Genomic DNA, 14,036 nt, shown 5'->3' with positions numbered 1-14,036 from the left:
CTAAGGGTCAGAAAGGAGGACTTCACGTGCAACTGACGGACAAGGATCTCCATTATCTTTCGGACGCGCTTTCCTGGGAACTTCTGGCCATGAAGAAATGCCGACACTATGCCCAGGAGTGCCAGGATCCCCAAGTGGCCCAACTGATCGACCGGATCGGTCAAATGCATCAGAACCATTATGAACAGTTGCTCTCGATGATCCAGTCGGCATCCGGGACGGGAACGGGATTCACCATTCCTTCCGGAAACATGCCCCAATAATCATGCAGGAGGTGTGAGCGGATGCAACAACAACCGTTTGGCCAAGGTCAGACCGGAGCCCAGGTTTCCACCGGATTGCCCCAGGTCAAGGGTCCGGAAATGAATGACCGGGACCGGATCAATGATGTGCTTGCGATGGAAAAATACATCTGTGACGGGTACAACCACGCCACCACCGAAGCGAGCAACGACACGTTGTTCCGCACGCAGATGAATCTTTTGAACGAAGTGTTCCAGGCTCACCGGGACTGCTTCAATCTGATGCACCAAAAAGGCTGGTACAAGCTGGAGGCGGCATCTCCCCAACAAGTGAGCCAAAAAGCCCGACAATTCGCCGATTATCGCACCCAATTTCCGTATTGATTCAGGAAATCCGGCCTGCCCGAAAGGGGCAGGTTTTTCCGTTTTTTTGACCGGATGTCGCATCTTTTGTCATCTGCTGGCTTCCTTTGTCAAGAAGGAAGGAATCCATTCAACACGCTCGAATTGGATAATAAACCAAATGTTGGGAGGACGATCGGCATGAGCCACGAGGCGTGGATCACGACACGGGAAGCCGCAGAACGGATGAACGTTCACGTCCGAACCGTCCGAAAATGGATCGATGCGTTCGAAGAATATATTCGTCCGGAATTGAACGAGCGGGGGCATTACGTCCTGTCGGAAGCCAGCATGATGAAACTGGCCGAAATCAAAAAACGTCTTCAGGAGCACGGAAAATCGATGCGTCAGGTCAGGGACGAGCTGCTTCGTGAAGGAAAGCTCAGGCAAGCTCCGGCACCGGAATCCCGTGCCGCTTCCCGTGACGATCAGCAGATCAACCATCTGATGGACTCGATCGAACAAGTCGGGGAGCTGGTGGAAGAATTGTTTGAACGGATGGAACGGATGGAAAATCATATGTTCACGTTGTTTGATTCCTTTGAAGTGATGGAGAGAAAACTGACGGAGGTGCAGGAAGGCTCTCCCTCGTCGGTGGAATTGCATCACATGTTCGACGAAATCCGCAAAAAGCAGGACCAGTTGCGCATGGAGCTGAGAAACGTCACCTTCACCCAACGGCTGACGGCCGCCGCTTCGGAACAGGGGCTCCTTCCCCGCAGACGGAAACGGACGAGGTTTCTCGGAATTTTTTAGGACTCTTGATATAATGGACTGGAATACGGGTAAAGGAGACTCGATTCCATGTCCGGAGATTTCATGTTTTTGTATGACGAAACGGAAAACACCAAAACACGGTATGTGAGTTTTGCCGGCGAAGAAGGACGATATGATCTCGCCATCATCACCACCGACCGGTTTTACGGAAAAGCCCTGGTGCTTGACCTTCAATCCAATCGGTTTGCCATTATCGGTACGGATGATTTGGATGAACCGGGATATCTGGAACACGTGTATCGGCTTCCCGAACCTGCCGCGGACGAATTGCGGCAATTTTTGCATACCCTGTTTTGAGCATGAACCGCGCCGTTTCCGGTCCATCCTAAGGACAAAGGAGGCGGCCTCATGAAAGATCGCAACAGGAAAGACCGCAAAAAGGATTACCGCGAACTGAAAACCGTCGAGTCCATGCGAAGCGAAATGGTTCCGGAAGAGTTCACCGACGGACCGTACGGCGCAGCCACCCATCCCGAAAAACTCGGGAAACAGTCTCCGGTTCATCCGGAGCAGCATGCTTCGCCGAGGTTCACATACGAAATGCGCGAATTCCATGAAGATCTCCCCCGCGTGATTCCCGGCAGCCACCCGACTCATGATGACCCGGATCCGAACCGCTGAACCGACGGAGCGATGAAAAAACCCGTTCCCTTGCCGGAACGGGCGTCATGAGTCGTCGGGCTGCTTCGCCCTCGCGTTTTTTCTTCCTTGCGGAAGTTCCGTCAATCCCGTCTCACCCGTTCCCCGCGCTTTGGGACCGGGTGTTTTTTTGCGGACCGACACGCTTCAGAACAAAGTACGGGCAGTTGAAGTTGCAAAATTCATTGAGATATTCCTGCAGAAAACTGATCCTCGTGTCGATGGTGGAGCGGGCGCGATGGTCCTCAAAAAACCCCTTCAAGCGAAGTTGACCATACCCCCAATCCCCCACGATGTAATCGTATTTGTTCAAAATGTCGCAGTATCTGCGCCGAAACACGTCCGGATTCCAGGCTTCGCGGTAGTTGGAAATGAGTCGGTATTCCAATCCCTGTATTTGAATTTTCTCCATGCGGATCAACCTTTTTGTTCAAATACTTGCACCTTTATGCTACCACATGAGCAACGGTTTTGCCTATTTTTTGAAGGACTCTTTCAACATGGCCCTCCCCGTTTTCGGGCAACGTAACCCCAAGGAGGTGCTGTGTGTGCAAGGGAAGAAAACGATGGGACTGCTCTTGGCCGCCGCGCTTCTGTTCCTGTCCCCCGCCTGTTCCCCGAGGGACAAACAGCAGGGAATGAACGGAACGTACGAGCCTCTTTACCGCGAGCACCACAATGACACGCGGTACGGAGCCGTCCGGAACGATTCGATCAACGGAATGGAATCGGCGTACGGCGGCGGGCAGAATGAAATCGGTTATTTCCGTTACCGTCCGGAAAACTACATCACCAAAAACGGCCGAAACGCCGGACCGGACGTGTTCATCGACCGGCCTCTTCTGGCGCGTCACATCGCGCAGTTGGTGACCGTGCTTCCGAACGTCACCCAAGCAACCGCTCTTGTCACGGATGATCATGTTTTCCTGGGCATCCGGACGAAAAACGGAAAGATGGACCGCAAAACGGTGGATGCGGCCAAGCGGACGGCCGAAAGCGTGACGCCCCGCTACTTCAAAGTGCATGTCACCACGGATCGCACGCTGGAAGAGCGGATCAACGAGGTCGGCATGAGGCTCCGCGGCAACTCCGATGTGGAAGGAGTGCGGGGAGATCTGGAACAATTGATTCGACAGATGGGAGACGAAACCCCTCCCGGCCTGAACGAATCACAATTTCCGACTCAGTTCCGCGAAGTCAATCCCCGGCAGAAATGACCGCTCGCTCCTTCCGACCGGGGCTTCGGCGGATGCCGGAGCTCCAAACGAAAACAGGGACGCCGTGAACATCACGGACGTCCCTGTTTCGCTTCTCAAGCCATTTTTTCGGATTGGCGTTGTGCGGAACGAACCTGCTCATGCGCATGATACGAACTGCGGACAAGCGGACCGGACTCCACGTGCGAAAAGCCCATGCTCATGCCGATTTCCTTGAACCGGTCAAATTCTTCCGGCGTGTAGTAGCGCTCGATCTTCAGGTGTTTCCGGGTGGGTTGCAGATATTGGCCGATGGTCACGATGTCCACTTTGTGCTCCCGAAGATCGCGCATCGCCTCGACCACTTCGTCAAAAGTCTCTCCCACCCCGACCATGATGCTGGATTTCGTCGGAATGTCCGGCTGCATCTCCTTGGCGCGGAGCAACAATTCCAGCGACCGGTCATACTTGGCCTTGGAACGCACGCGATCGGATCTTCTTCGCACCGTTTCGATGTTGTGGTTCAGAATGTCCGGTCTGGCATCCATGACCACTTTGAGTGCGTCCCAATTCCCCATGAAGTCGGGGATCAGCACTTCCACGCTGGTAAACGGATTCCGTTTGCGAATCGCCTTGATCGTCGCGGCGAAAATGGCGGCACCGCCGTCTTTCAAGTCGTCACGCGCAACGGAGGTGACCACCGCGTGGCGGACCCCCATCTGTTCCACCGCTTCCGCCACCCGCTCCGGCTCCTGCCAGTCCAGTTCGGTGGGCAGACCCGTTTTTACCGCGCAGAACCGGCATGCTCTCGTGCAAATGTCGCCGAGGATCATGAAGGTGGCGGTACGGTTGGCCCAGCATTCGAAAATATTGGGGCAACGCGCTTCCTCGCACACCGTGTGCAAGGTTTTGCTGCGCATCATCTTTTTCAGTTCCTGATAGTTCTCGTTGGTCACCAGCCGGATTTTCAGCCATTCCGGCTTGCGTTCCCTCCGTTCACCGTTTCCGGCAGTCACGGCTCCATCCCTCCTGCATGTCAACGAACCCGGCCATTCGCCGCGTCGCCGTCTTAGGATTCACGGGCTGTGGGCAATCTCCCGAAATCAACATCTATCTTACCACAATCAGCCATTCTCCAAGCGATCTGCCATTTTCACCTTACCACAGAGCGGGGAAAGTTTCACGCACCCACCGTCAGGTTCCTGCAAATTCCTGAAATGTTTTCCGCCGGCTTCGGAACACTATGTTTCAAATGAATTCAAGCATACCGGGTGATGGAAATGAAATCGCTGATCGCCCTGCTCACGTCCTTCGGCATTCTTTTGGGAACGGTCCGACCGGCGGCCGCCGCTCCGCGGGTCACTTCGGAGGACATCAGGCAACACCTGTTTGAAACCATGCAGGCGCTCACGGGCGTTTCATGGGCGTATCTGGCCGCCATGGATCAATACGAGAAAAACATCGGCAAACAGGAGAAGGCTTCCTCCCGCCTGGTATCGATCCCCGTCCCTTCCCACTTGTGGGCCGGATTGGCCAATCCCGATCCCGATACCAAGGATCCGGCCATCATCCGATTTTTTGACGGCATCGGGAAAGACGCCAACGGGGACGGGAACGCCGATCCGAACGACGACCTGGATGTCTTGTACTCCGTGTCGCTGTTTTTGACGCAAAAAGGCACCCAGGAAGATCGCATCCGGGAACAACTGTGGCAATGGTACCAACACCCGGTGACGGTGGACGTGATCACGCACATCGCCAAAGTGTATGAGAAAAACGGCACCATGAACCTGAATGAGCGGGCGTTTCCCTTGCCGCTCGGATCCCATTACAGCTATCGGAGCACCTGGGGTGACCGCAGGAGCTTCGGAGGGCTTCGCATCCACGAAGGCACCGACATCTTCGCCGATTACGGAACGCCCGTCAAAAGCACCTGTCACGGGTATGTGGAGCTGATCGGCTGGAACCGCTTCGGCGGATGGCGAATCGGCATCCGCGACACGCAAAACCGCTATCATTATTTCGCGCATTTGAGCGGGTTTCGCAAAGGGCTGAAAAAAGGGGACATCGTCAAACCCGGGGAATTGATCGGATATGTCGGATCCTCCGGATACGGACCGCCCGGCACGTCGGGCAAATTCCCACCGCATCTGCACTACGGCATTTACCGCTTCAACGGCAAAAACACGTTCTCGTACGATCCGTACCCGTTGCTTCGCAAATGGGAGCGGGATGCGGCGATCAAACGGAAAAAAGAACGGATGAAGTTGAAGGCGGAAGCGGGAAAAAAAGCGCAGGAGCGAAAAGGAGCCGCAAAAAAACCGCCGGAAAAAAAGTCCGGCAACGGGTCATGACGGATTGAAAAAGCCGTTCGCTCCCTTCTGGGAGGCGAACGGCTTTGACGTCATTGTTCTTGAGCCAGTTTGGATTTTCTGTATCCGTAGACCGCATAAATCAACAGACCGATGAAGAGCCAGATGAAGAAGCGTTGACCGGTGAGAGTGATCACTCCGTCCATGTAATTTTGTCCGCCCATCACCGTACCGATCGCTTCGAAGAACCCGCCGAGCGCGGTGCCCTTGGTGACCTCGGTCAGATAGTCGAAGGAAATGATCAGCTTCAGCAGCAGAACCATGCAGAACACGATCGCCAGAATGGGGATCACCGGCACCCACGGACATTTGAAGGAGCGCGGCAGATCCGGTTGCTTCTTGCGCATCACCATCACGGCAATGGAGATCAGCGTGAAGGCCAGCAACGTTCCCGCATTGACCAGCTGGGCCAGTTCATCCAGCGGGATGAAACCGCCGAGGAACGCCGCGATCAGACCGAAGAACCAGGTGGAACCGATCGGCGTCCGGTATTTTTCGGACACTTTCGACAGGAAACCGGGCAACAGACCGTCACGCGACATGGAGAAGATGATCCGGGTTTGGCCGTACAGCATGACGAGCATCACGGTCAGCATGCCGAGAATGGCTCCGAAGCTGACAAATCCGGCCACCCAATCCTGACCGATCGACTTCAGCACGAAAGCAACGGGGCTGTCTTGGTGTTCCGCGAAGTCGGGGTAATTGACGACCCCCGTCATGATCGCGGTTACGATCACATACAGAAGCGTACAGATTCCGAGAGACCACAGAATTCCTTTCGGCATGTCCTTTTGGGGATTGCGGGTTTCTTCCGCCGCGGTGCTGACCGCGTCGAATCCGAGATAAGCGAAGAACACGATGGCTGCGGCCATCATGACACCGTTCCAGCCGAACGGCATGAACGGTTTCCAGTTGGCCGGTTCGACATGCCACACGGCCGTGATGATGAACAGCAGGACAACCGCCACTTTCAACACGACCATGATGTTGTTGACCACTTTGGACTCCCGGACACCGACCGACAGCAGAAGCGTGATCAGCAAGACGATCAGGAAGGCGGGCAAGTTCATGATGGTGGTGGTACCATCCAAAGCTGTCGGAGCCGCCGTCAGAACCGTCGGAAGGTGGATGCCCATCGAATCCAATACCGATTGGAAATATCCGGACCAACCGGCCGACACGGCACTCACGGCCAGGAGGTATTCCAGGATCAGGTCCCAACCGATGATCCAGGCGATAAACTCACCCATGGTGGCGTAGCTGTACGTATACACCGACCCCGACACCGGCACCATCGATGCGAACTCGGCATAGGTAAGCGCCGCAAACAGACAGCACAAACCGGCAATCACAAAAGAAAGAATCAGTGCAGGTCCCGCGGTGAGTGCTCCAACCCCGGTCAAAACGAAAATCCCGGTGCCAATGATGGCGCCGATCCCCAGCATGGCCAGGTCCGTCGCCGACAACACCCTTCGCAGTGAAGTGGTTTCGCTGGTTTGAATCAGCGACTCGATGCTCTTCTTCCTGAAGAGATTCATTCAACACCCTCCTTCTCTGCAGGACAAAATATTCGGTTACCGAATAGACTGTCCAATCAATAAAATCGTATTTTTTTCAATATAATCTTCTTTTGTTATTATACATAAGTTTCACTCGAAAACAAATTAAAAAAAATGCCACCTTTCAGGTGCAAGATGGCAAAAATTCCGTCGACGCTTTTTTCCGCAAGCTTTTTCCACCCGGAGAAACTTGCCGAAAAAAGCGTCGGTACCGGGCATTCCGGGACCGGAGGAAGATTCCGTGCACCGGTGGTTTCCTCCGCTTCCCGTTTTACACGCAGCCGAATTTTGAGAAACATCGTCATTTCATGCAAAGTTTGTCACTTTGCTTTGTTCAGTGCTTCCAATATTTCTTCCGGTCTCAGGCCTTGAATGGCCTTGCCGTTCACCACGGTCACGGGCACCCCCAAAAAACCCATTTTCTTCACTTCTTCCGCGTATTCCGGGTGTTCGGCGCAATCCCGGACTTCGAATTCGATTTTGTAATCGCGCAAAAACCGTTTGAGCACGTTGCATTCCGGGCAGTGAGGTCTGGAATACACAATCACGGACATGCTTTTCCCTCCCGTGTCACCTGTCAATCTATCACGGAAATTCTGCCTTGAAAACGGGATTCCTTCTTCCGCGCAAGCTTGTTCAAGAAGCGGAATTTTCAAGCCGTCGGTTTCGGATTGGTTCCCGTGCTATAATACGTTTCAGTACCGATGGACAGGAGAGTTGAAACCCTCATGCACAAAAATCTGCGCAGCTTCATCGATCAACTGAAACGCGAAGACGACTTGGCCGTCATTGAAGCTCCCGTGGATCCGAAGCTGGAATTGGCGGAAATCCACCGCCGGGTCATCGATGAAGGCGGCCCCGCCCTTCTGTTCACCCGGGTGAAGGGCAGCCCCTTTCCCGTCGTCACCAACCTGTTCGGTACGTCCCGGCGGGTGGAGATGGCGTTCGGACCGAGGCCCGAACAACTGATGAAACAGGTGGTTCACGCCATCCATGAGTTGCTTCCGCCTTCTCCGAAAAAGTTGTGGGGTCAGCGAGCCCTGATCAAGGACTTGTTGAACGTGGGACTCAAATCCGTTCCCGCCGCAAAGGCCCCGGTGCTGGAAGTCAGGCAGCCCCGGCCGGATCTGACTCAATTGCCGGTGATCACTTCCTGGCAGGAAGACGGCGGACCGTTCATCACCCTTCCTCTGGTATACACCGAGCACCCCGTCACCGGCGCCCACAATCTGGGCATGTACCGGATGCAAATCTTTGACGGGCAAACCACCGGCATGCACTGGCAAATTCACAAAGGGGGCGGATTCCATTATCACGAAGCGGAAATCCGTGGTCAATCCCTGCCGGTCCGCGTCCATCTGGGCGGCCCCCCGGCCCTGATCGCTTCCGCCATTGCCCCGGTGCCGGAAGCGCTGCCCGAGCTGCTCCTCACGTCGCTCATCCTGGGTGAAAAGCTGCCCGTGGTGCGTCCGGAGGGCGGAGGCTATCCGTACGTCGCGGAAGCGGAATTCGTGATCTCCGGAGAAGTTCCGCCCCACGAGCGCAGACTGGAAGGCCCGTTCGGCGACCATTACGGGTACTACTCGCTGGCTCACGAGTTTCCGGTGCTGCATGTCAAGGAAGTGCATCACCGCAAGGATGCCATCTATCCGGCCACGGTGGTGGGCAAACCGAAGCAGGAAGACTGGTTTCTGGGCGAATTTTTGCAACGCCTTCTCTCGCCGGCGTTTCCGATGGCGATGCCCGGTGTGCGCGACCTGTGGACCTATGCGGAAACCGGATTTCATCCGTTGGCCGCGGCCGTTGTCCGCGAGAGCTACAAACGGGAAGCGCTGGCCAATGCGTTCCGCATCCTGGGCGAAGGCCAGCTGACGCTCACCAAGTTTCTCATCGTCACGGACCAGCCGGTCGATCTCGGGCGGTTCGACCGACTCTTTGAAACGGTGCTGGAGAGGATGGACCCTGCCTCCGATCTGTTCGTGTTCGGCCGAACCTCCATGGACACGCTGGACTACACCGGCCGCCGCCTGAATCACGGCAGCAAAGCGGTCCTGATCGGCACCGGCGGACCGGCGCGAAAGCTTCCCGCCGTGTATGAGGGACCGGAACTTGCCGGAATCCGGCGCATCGCTCCGTACTGCCGGGGTGCGCTTGTGCTGGAAGCCGCCCGTCCGTTTGAAAAAGATCCGGATCTGGCCGAACGGTTGCTGGATCTCCATGCCGACGCGCTGGCCGACTGGCCGTTCGTGTTCCTGGTCGACGACGCCTCCATCGCTTCGGGGCAAACGCCGTTTTTGTGGACGGTGTTCACCCGGTTCGACCCCGAACATGACATTCACGCCCGGACCCGACTCCACCGACACCATCCGGAATACCGCTTGCCGATCATCGTGGACGCCCGCATGAAACCGGGTTACCCGGACGAACTGGTGCCGGATGCACGGATCGTCGAACAGGTGGACCGTCGCTGGAGTGAGTACTTCGGGGGCAAAGAAAACGTCTGAACGCCGACAACCGTCGGGATTCGCGAAACATGAAAAAAGCCGGAGCCGCTTCCGACAAACCCGTTGCCGGTCTCGGCAATGCGGGCAAGGAACGGCCTCCGGCCAGCTCAGCGGGCGGCATGAGTTCCGGCCCGCTCTTTTCTTTTTTCCGGTCACTCTTTGAGACGGAACAAACTGATGTCGTTCCAGACATTCACTTCCACTTCTTCCCCGCCCGGTCCGTGGAAATCCAGCTCTTTCAACCAGCTGTCGGACAGGAAAAAGCCCTCGATGTCCGTGATCCGCCCGTCCCGGATGCGGATGGTGAGCTCTCTGGCGATGTACTTGGACAGGGTTTCCTGATCCCCCGTCCCTTCTCCTCCGATGGGAAGACCGCTCATTTCGGGGAATCCGGGATCCAACCGAACAATGCCGATGGCGATCTGATACGGCGTGGACAAGGGACGGCCGAACGGATGATCCGGATTCCGGTCATTCACCGCCTTTCGAAGCACTTCGCGAATCCGGCTCTCCATCTCCCACTTTTCCCAGTTGCTCAATGGCTCTTCCTCCTTTGCAGGCAGATCCCGTGTTTCATTATATATCAAAAAAAATTAATTTGAATACGAAAACGCTTTTTCCATGCCACCGGCTTTCCTCAAGCAAACCGGAAGGAAAAAGCGTCCCCTTGCGAATCACATTTCCCGTGCAGGACCGAAGATTTGGCGGCTCCGAAACCTCGGTCGCGAACCCGGGATCGATTTGCGCCGTCAATTTTCGAACAGATTGCCCAGCCTCCCGAGAATGCTTCCCTCCCCCTTCGGATCCTCTGCCGCCGCAAAGATTCGGCTGGCCAAGCGGCTGAACGGAAGCGATTGAACCCAGACTCTTCCCGGTCCGGTCAGCGTGGCGAAAAACAGTCCCTCTCCGCCGAACAGAGCCGTTTTGAAGCCCCCGACAAACTCAATGCTGTAGGAAACGGTCGACGTCATGGCGACCAGGCAGCCGGTATCCAATCGGAGGCGTTCTCCGGAAACCAGTTCTTTTTCCACGATGGTTCCGCCGGCATGGACGAACGCGAGGCCGTCTCCCTCCAGCTTCTGCATGATGAACCCTTCTCCGCCGAAAAATCCGGTTTTCAGTTTGCGCTGGAATTCGATTCCCACGGAAATCCCCTTGGCTGCACAGAGGAAGGCGTCTTTTTGACAAATCACTTTTCCGCCGAGCCTTCCCAAATCCAACGGAATGATTCTTCCCGGATATGGGGCGGCGAACGCCACGTTTTGTTTTCCGGCCCCTTCGTTGGTGAAGACGGTCATGAACAGACTTTCCCCGGTCAGAAGCCTTTTGCCGGCTCCGATCAACTTGTTCAACAGTCCCTTGTTGCCGCTGCTGCCGTCTCCGAAGATCGTTTCCATCCGGATTCCGTCTTCCATCATCATGAGACTGCCCGCTTCGGCAATGACGCTTTCCCCCGGGTCCAGGCCGATTTCCACCAGTTGCATGTCTCCGCCGATGATCCGGTAATCGATGTCATGGGCCCTCCCCATTCATTCATCCTCCTTCAAGCTGTTTCCGACAGCCCTTCTTTTCCCTTTCGGCCGGTCATCCATGCCGACCGATTCTCAAAAAATTCCGTTGGGTGATTGATGATTTTTTGAGAATGTCCAGTTCGCCTGCCGGCCGGCGGCATACGTTAAGAAAACAAAAACATTCGCAGATGGGAGGCGAAAGTTCATTGAGCGTTTGGCAGCTTCTCAGGCTGATCAATGCCCGGATCGCCCTCCGAACACGGCGGATCAACAGACGCATTCGCCGGTTGAGAGAATCGCTCCTGGGCAGAATCCGACAACTTGAGCAGCTTGTCCGGCAGCTTCAGGCACAGCTGCAATCCTTGTTGGATAACCCGTTCGCCGGTGAATTCGCCGACATCCGGAGACAACTGCTCGCCCTGGTGAACCGGCAAGTGCGGATCTCGACCCTCTTCGGAGATGTCGAAGGAGTCGTCGCCACGGTGGGAACGGATTTCGTCGAACTGTTGTCGGCCGGAGCACGGATCGCCGTACCCTACTATTCCATCAGCACCGTCACGGTGGAAGGTGATGCTCCATGAATCTGCCGGTTCGGTGCAATCTGGACGCGTATTTGAGAAATTTCATCGGGGAAAACGTCCAGATTCAGACCGCCGAAGGCCTGATCGAAGGCGTGTTGCTGTCAGTCACTTCATCGACGCTGACCCTCCGGACCGCAAGCCCGCCCGGATACGGAACTCCCGCAACCGTCGTGATTCTGTTACAAAATATCGGTTATATCCGGATCCTTGCCTGAGGGAGGTTGCCCGATGATTCTGGTTACTGGAGCAGCCGGCTATATCGGATCAAAGCTCGTTGCATCGCTGATTGAAGCCGGAATCCCGGTTCGGGCGGTTGACGATTTCAGCGTGGGGTGCATCGAACGGATCCATGGACATCCGGTCTTGAAGCGCAACGTTGCCCGACTCGATCATGTCCGATCCGTGTTGAAGGATGTTTCCGTCATCGTCCACCTGGCGGCCGTGAGCGACATTTCCCAATGCCAGCTCAACCGCCGCCAAGCGCTGATGACCAACATCCTGTCCACGAAATACCTGATCGATGAAGGAGTCCGGGCCGGCGTGCAAAAGTTTGTCTTCCCCTCGTCCTTTGCCTTGTACGGAGACCCCGACGGCATCGTGACGGAACAGTCTCCGATCCGCCCGCTCAATTTTTACGGGCACATGAAATCCTGGGCGGAAGATTTGCTCCTGGCGGAACAACAAAAAGGAACCCTGCAAACCGTGATCTTTCGACAATCGAACGTGTGCGGAAAAGGATTCGCTTCCAAAAACACGGTGCTGGAGTCGTTCTGCCGGGCCGCACTGAAAAGACAACCGATCACGATTCACGGCTCCGGCCTTCAAAACCGCAACTTCATTCACATCGACGACGTGACGGATGCTTACATGCGCGTGATCTCCGGTTCCGGGGAAGGCGTCATCAATCTGGCGGGGGAAGAATCCTGGAGCATTCGCGATCTGGCCCGTCTGGTCAATGATCATTGTCAGGAAATGCTGGGATATACCGTTCCCGTCATCCACCATGAACGGACGGTGATCGGGCACGAGAGAGAGCCTTCCGACATCCGCTGTGACATCAGCCGGTTGAAACAGCTTCTGGGAAACAGGCCTCTCCGCACGGTGCACGATGCCATCCGCGACTATCTTCAACCCTGACATCTTCAGGCGAAAAACTGTTTGACCCGGTCAATGACAAACTGTTGCTCCGCTTCCGTCAGTTCCGGAAAGACGGGCAATGCCAGCGTGTTCCCGGCCAGCGCCTCCGCGCGGGGCAGGGAGACGCGGGAAAAGTGTTGCCTCAGCGCCTCCTGGTGATGCAGCGGAAGCGGATAGTAAATGCCGCAACCGATCCCCGACTGTTTCAGAAACACTTCCAAATCACGGGCCCTGGGGGTGCGGATCACATACAGGTGCCACACTGCTTCCGCTTCGTCCGGCACGCGCTGGACCTCGACGGGGAGATTTTGAAACGAAGCGGTGTAACGGTCCGCGATAACCCGTCTCCGCTTGTTCCATTCAGAGAGAAACCGGAGTTTGACCCGCAGAATGGCCGCCTGAAATTCATCCAGACGACTGTTGTGCCCCGCTTCGGCGTGATGGTATTTTTTGACCGTTCCATGCGTGCGCAGCCGCCGCAATCGTTCCGCCGTTTCCGCATCTTCGGTCACGATCATGCCTCCGTCTCCGCATCCCCCCAGATTTTTGGTCGGGTAAAAGGAGAAGCAACCAGCCATTCCCCATGAACCGACCGGTTTTCCGCTCCATTTCGCGCCGATGGCCTGGCAGGCGTCTTCGATGATTTTCAAGCCGTGTTGATCGGCCAGCCGGCTGAGTTGCGTCATGTCGGCCGGGCATCCGAACAGATGCACCGGAATGACGGCTTTGGTCCGTTTTGTGACGGCCGCTTCCACGGCGGCGGGATCCAGATTGAACGTATCCGGTTCGACATCGGCGAAAACCGGGGTGGCCCCGCAATGGATGATCGCTTCCACCGTGGCGAAAAACGTGTAAGGCGTCGTGATCACTTCGTCTCCCGGTCCGATTCCCGCCGCTTTGAGCGCGAGAAACAGCGCATCCGTCCCGCTGTTGACGGCCACGGCGTGTGCGGTCTCGCAAATCCCGGCCACTTCCCGTTCCAATGCGCGACCTTCTTCCCCGAGCACAAATGTCCCGCTTTGCATCACTTGGTTCAATGCCTGCTCCAATTCACGCTTGAGGCGCATATGTTGTCTTGAGAGATCGATGAGTGGGATCATGTCCCTCTCTCCCTTT

At 56.0% G+C, this 14,036-nt stretch carries 18 protein-coding genes; 11 read left to right on the top strand and 7 right to left on the bottom strand.

Translation table 11 applies throughout. The annotated features are described in order from the left end of the window. Nucleotides 1-26 precede the first annotated feature (26 nt). The 5 genes from EG886_RS02480 (at nucleotide 27) to EG886_RS02460 (ending at nucleotide 2,042) form a co-directional block, all read left to right on the top strand. Nucleotides 27-263 carry a ferritin-like domain-containing protein gene (locus EG886_RS02480; protein WP_124726654.1) on the top strand — a complete coding sequence of 79 codons (237 nt, stop codon included), beginning with the start codon at nucleotides 27-29 and terminating at the stop codon, nucleotides 261-263. A gap of 21 nt (nucleotides 264-284) precedes the next feature. After that, entirely contained in the window at nucleotides 285-626 is a 342-nt protein-coding gene (locus tag EG886_RS02475; RefSeq protein ID WP_124726653.1) for a spore coat protein, read from the top strand. Between the two features lie 159 nt (nucleotides 627-785). Further along, nucleotides 786-1,400 (top strand): MerR family transcriptional regulator, encoded by a 615-nt coding sequence (locus EG886_RS02470; protein WP_164491607.1) that lies wholly within the window; start codon nucleotides 786-788, stop codon nucleotides 1,398-1,400. Between the two features lie 48 nt (nucleotides 1,401-1,448). Further along, on the top strand, nucleotides 1,449-1,718 hold the full coding sequence (locus tag EG886_RS02465; protein ID WP_124726651.1) for a DUF3055 domain-containing protein: 270 nt from the start codon (nucleotides 1,449-1,451) through the stop codon (nucleotides 1,716-1,718). A gap of 51 nt (nucleotides 1,719-1,769) precedes the next feature. Next, complete coding sequence (locus EG886_RS02460; RefSeq protein ID WP_124726650.1) at nucleotides 1,770-2,042, top strand: hypothetical protein; 273 nt, start codon at nucleotides 1,770-1,772, stop codon at nucleotides 2,040-2,042. A 112-nt stretch (nucleotides 2,043-2,154) separates the two neighbouring features. Here EG886_RS02460 and EG886_RS02455 read toward each other — a convergent pair whose 3' ends face one another. Then, nucleotides 2,155-2,472, bottom strand: a complete 318-nt coding sequence (locus EG886_RS02455) for a YutD family protein (protein ID WP_124726649.1) — start codon at nucleotides 2,470-2,472, stop codon at nucleotides 2,155-2,157. Between the two features lie 136 nt (nucleotides 2,473-2,608). On the opposite strand from EG886_RS02455, the gene EG886_RS02450 reads away from it, so the two are divergent. Then, nucleotides 2,609-3,277 carry a YhcN/YlaJ family sporulation lipoprotein gene (locus EG886_RS02450; RefSeq protein ID WP_164491606.1) on the top strand — a complete coding sequence of 223 codons (669 nt, stop codon included), beginning with the start codon at nucleotides 2,609-2,611 and terminating at the stop codon, nucleotides 3,275-3,277. 95 nt (nucleotides 3,278-3,372) lie between these two features. Here the strand turns inward: EG886_RS02450 and lipA are convergent, their stop codons facing one another. Next, the gene (gene lipA / locus EG886_RS02445; protein ID WP_124726647.1) at nucleotides 3,373-4,272 is read right to left on the bottom strand and encodes a lipoyl synthase; all 900 of its coding nucleotides are present in this window, start codon (nucleotides 4,270-4,272) and stop codon (nucleotides 3,373-3,375) included. 264 nt (nucleotides 4,273-4,536) lie between these two features. Between lipA and EG886_RS02440 the strand changes: the two genes are divergently transcribed. Next, nucleotides 4,537-5,610 carry a M23 family metallopeptidase gene (locus EG886_RS02440; protein ID WP_277423827.1) on the top strand — a complete coding sequence of 358 codons (1,074 nt, stop codon included), beginning with the start codon at nucleotides 4,537-4,539 and terminating at the stop codon, nucleotides 5,608-5,610. Nucleotides 5,611-5,660: 50 nt separating this feature from the next. On the opposite strand, the gene EG886_RS02435 is transcribed toward EG886_RS02440, so the two are convergent. Then, a complete protein-coding gene (locus EG886_RS02435; protein WP_124726646.1) occupies nucleotides 5,661-7,166 on the bottom strand; it encodes a branched-chain amino acid transporter BcaP in 1,506 nt (501 codons plus the stop codon). Between the two features lie 341 nt (nucleotides 7,167-7,507). Beyond that, nucleotides 7,508-7,741 (bottom strand): glutaredoxin family protein, encoded by a 234-nt coding sequence (locus tag EG886_RS02430; RefSeq protein ID WP_124726645.1) that lies wholly within the window; start codon nucleotides 7,739-7,741, stop codon nucleotides 7,508-7,510. Nucleotides 7,742-7,915: 174 nt separating this feature from the next. Here EG886_RS02430 and EG886_RS02425 point away from each other — a divergent pair, with 174 nt between their 5' ends. Continuing rightward, the gene (locus tag EG886_RS02425; protein WP_241154347.1) at nucleotides 7,916-9,691 is read left to right on the top strand and encodes a UbiD family decarboxylase; all 1,776 of its coding nucleotides are present in this window, start codon (nucleotides 7,916-7,918) and stop codon (nucleotides 9,689-9,691) included. 152 nt (nucleotides 9,692-9,843) lie between these two features. On the opposite strand, the gene EG886_RS02420 is transcribed toward EG886_RS02425, so the two are convergent. Next, complete coding sequence (locus tag EG886_RS02420; RefSeq protein WP_124726643.1) at nucleotides 9,844-10,230, bottom strand: hypothetical protein; 387 nt, start codon at nucleotides 10,228-10,230, stop codon at nucleotides 9,844-9,846. A gap of 210 nt (nucleotides 10,231-10,440) precedes the next feature. Next, nucleotides 10,441-11,220: a TIGR00266 family protein gene (locus tag EG886_RS02415; protein ID WP_124726642.1), complete on the bottom strand. Its 780-nt coding sequence runs from the start codon at nucleotides 11,218-11,220 to the stop codon at nucleotides 10,441-10,443. Between the two features lie 188 nt (nucleotides 11,221-11,408). Here EG886_RS02415 and EG886_RS02410 point away from each other — a divergent pair, with 188 nt between their 5' ends. From EG886_RS02410 to EG886_RS02400, 3 genes are read left to right on the top strand one after another with little or no spacing between them, the layout of a single operon-like run. Continuing rightward, nucleotides 11,409-11,783: a hypothetical protein gene (locus tag EG886_RS02410; protein ID WP_124726641.1), complete on the top strand. Its 375-nt coding sequence runs from the start codon at nucleotides 11,409-11,411 to the stop codon at nucleotides 11,781-11,783. Beyond that, a complete protein-coding gene (locus tag EG886_RS02405) occupies nucleotides 11,780-11,998 on the top strand; it encodes a hypothetical protein (protein WP_124726640.1) in 219 nt (72 codons plus the stop codon). Before EG886_RS02410 ends, EG886_RS02405 begins: the two co-directional genes overlap by 4 nt. A 13-nt stretch (nucleotides 11,999-12,011) precedes the next feature. Further along, entirely contained in the window at nucleotides 12,012-12,920 is a 909-nt protein-coding gene (locus EG886_RS02400) for an NAD-dependent epimerase/dehydratase family protein (RefSeq protein WP_124726639.1), read from the top strand. 5 nt (nucleotides 12,921-12,925) lie between these two features. On the opposite strand, the gene EG886_RS02395 is transcribed toward EG886_RS02400, so the two are convergent. After that, the gene (locus EG886_RS02395; protein ID WP_124726638.1) at nucleotides 12,926-14,020 is read right to left on the bottom strand and encodes a DegT/DnrJ/EryC1/StrS family aminotransferase; all 1,095 of its coding nucleotides are present in this window, start codon (nucleotides 14,018-14,020) and stop codon (nucleotides 12,926-12,928) included. Nucleotides 14,021-14,036 lie beyond the last annotated feature (16 nt).

This window comes from Staphylospora marina (assembly GCF_003856495.1).
GTDB lineage: Bacteria > Bacillota > Bacilli > Thermoactinomycetales > Thermoactinomycetaceae > Staphylospora > Staphylospora marina.
Note: the sequence above shows the minus strand (reverse complement) of the source record. Positions and strands in the feature narration are given on the sequence as shown.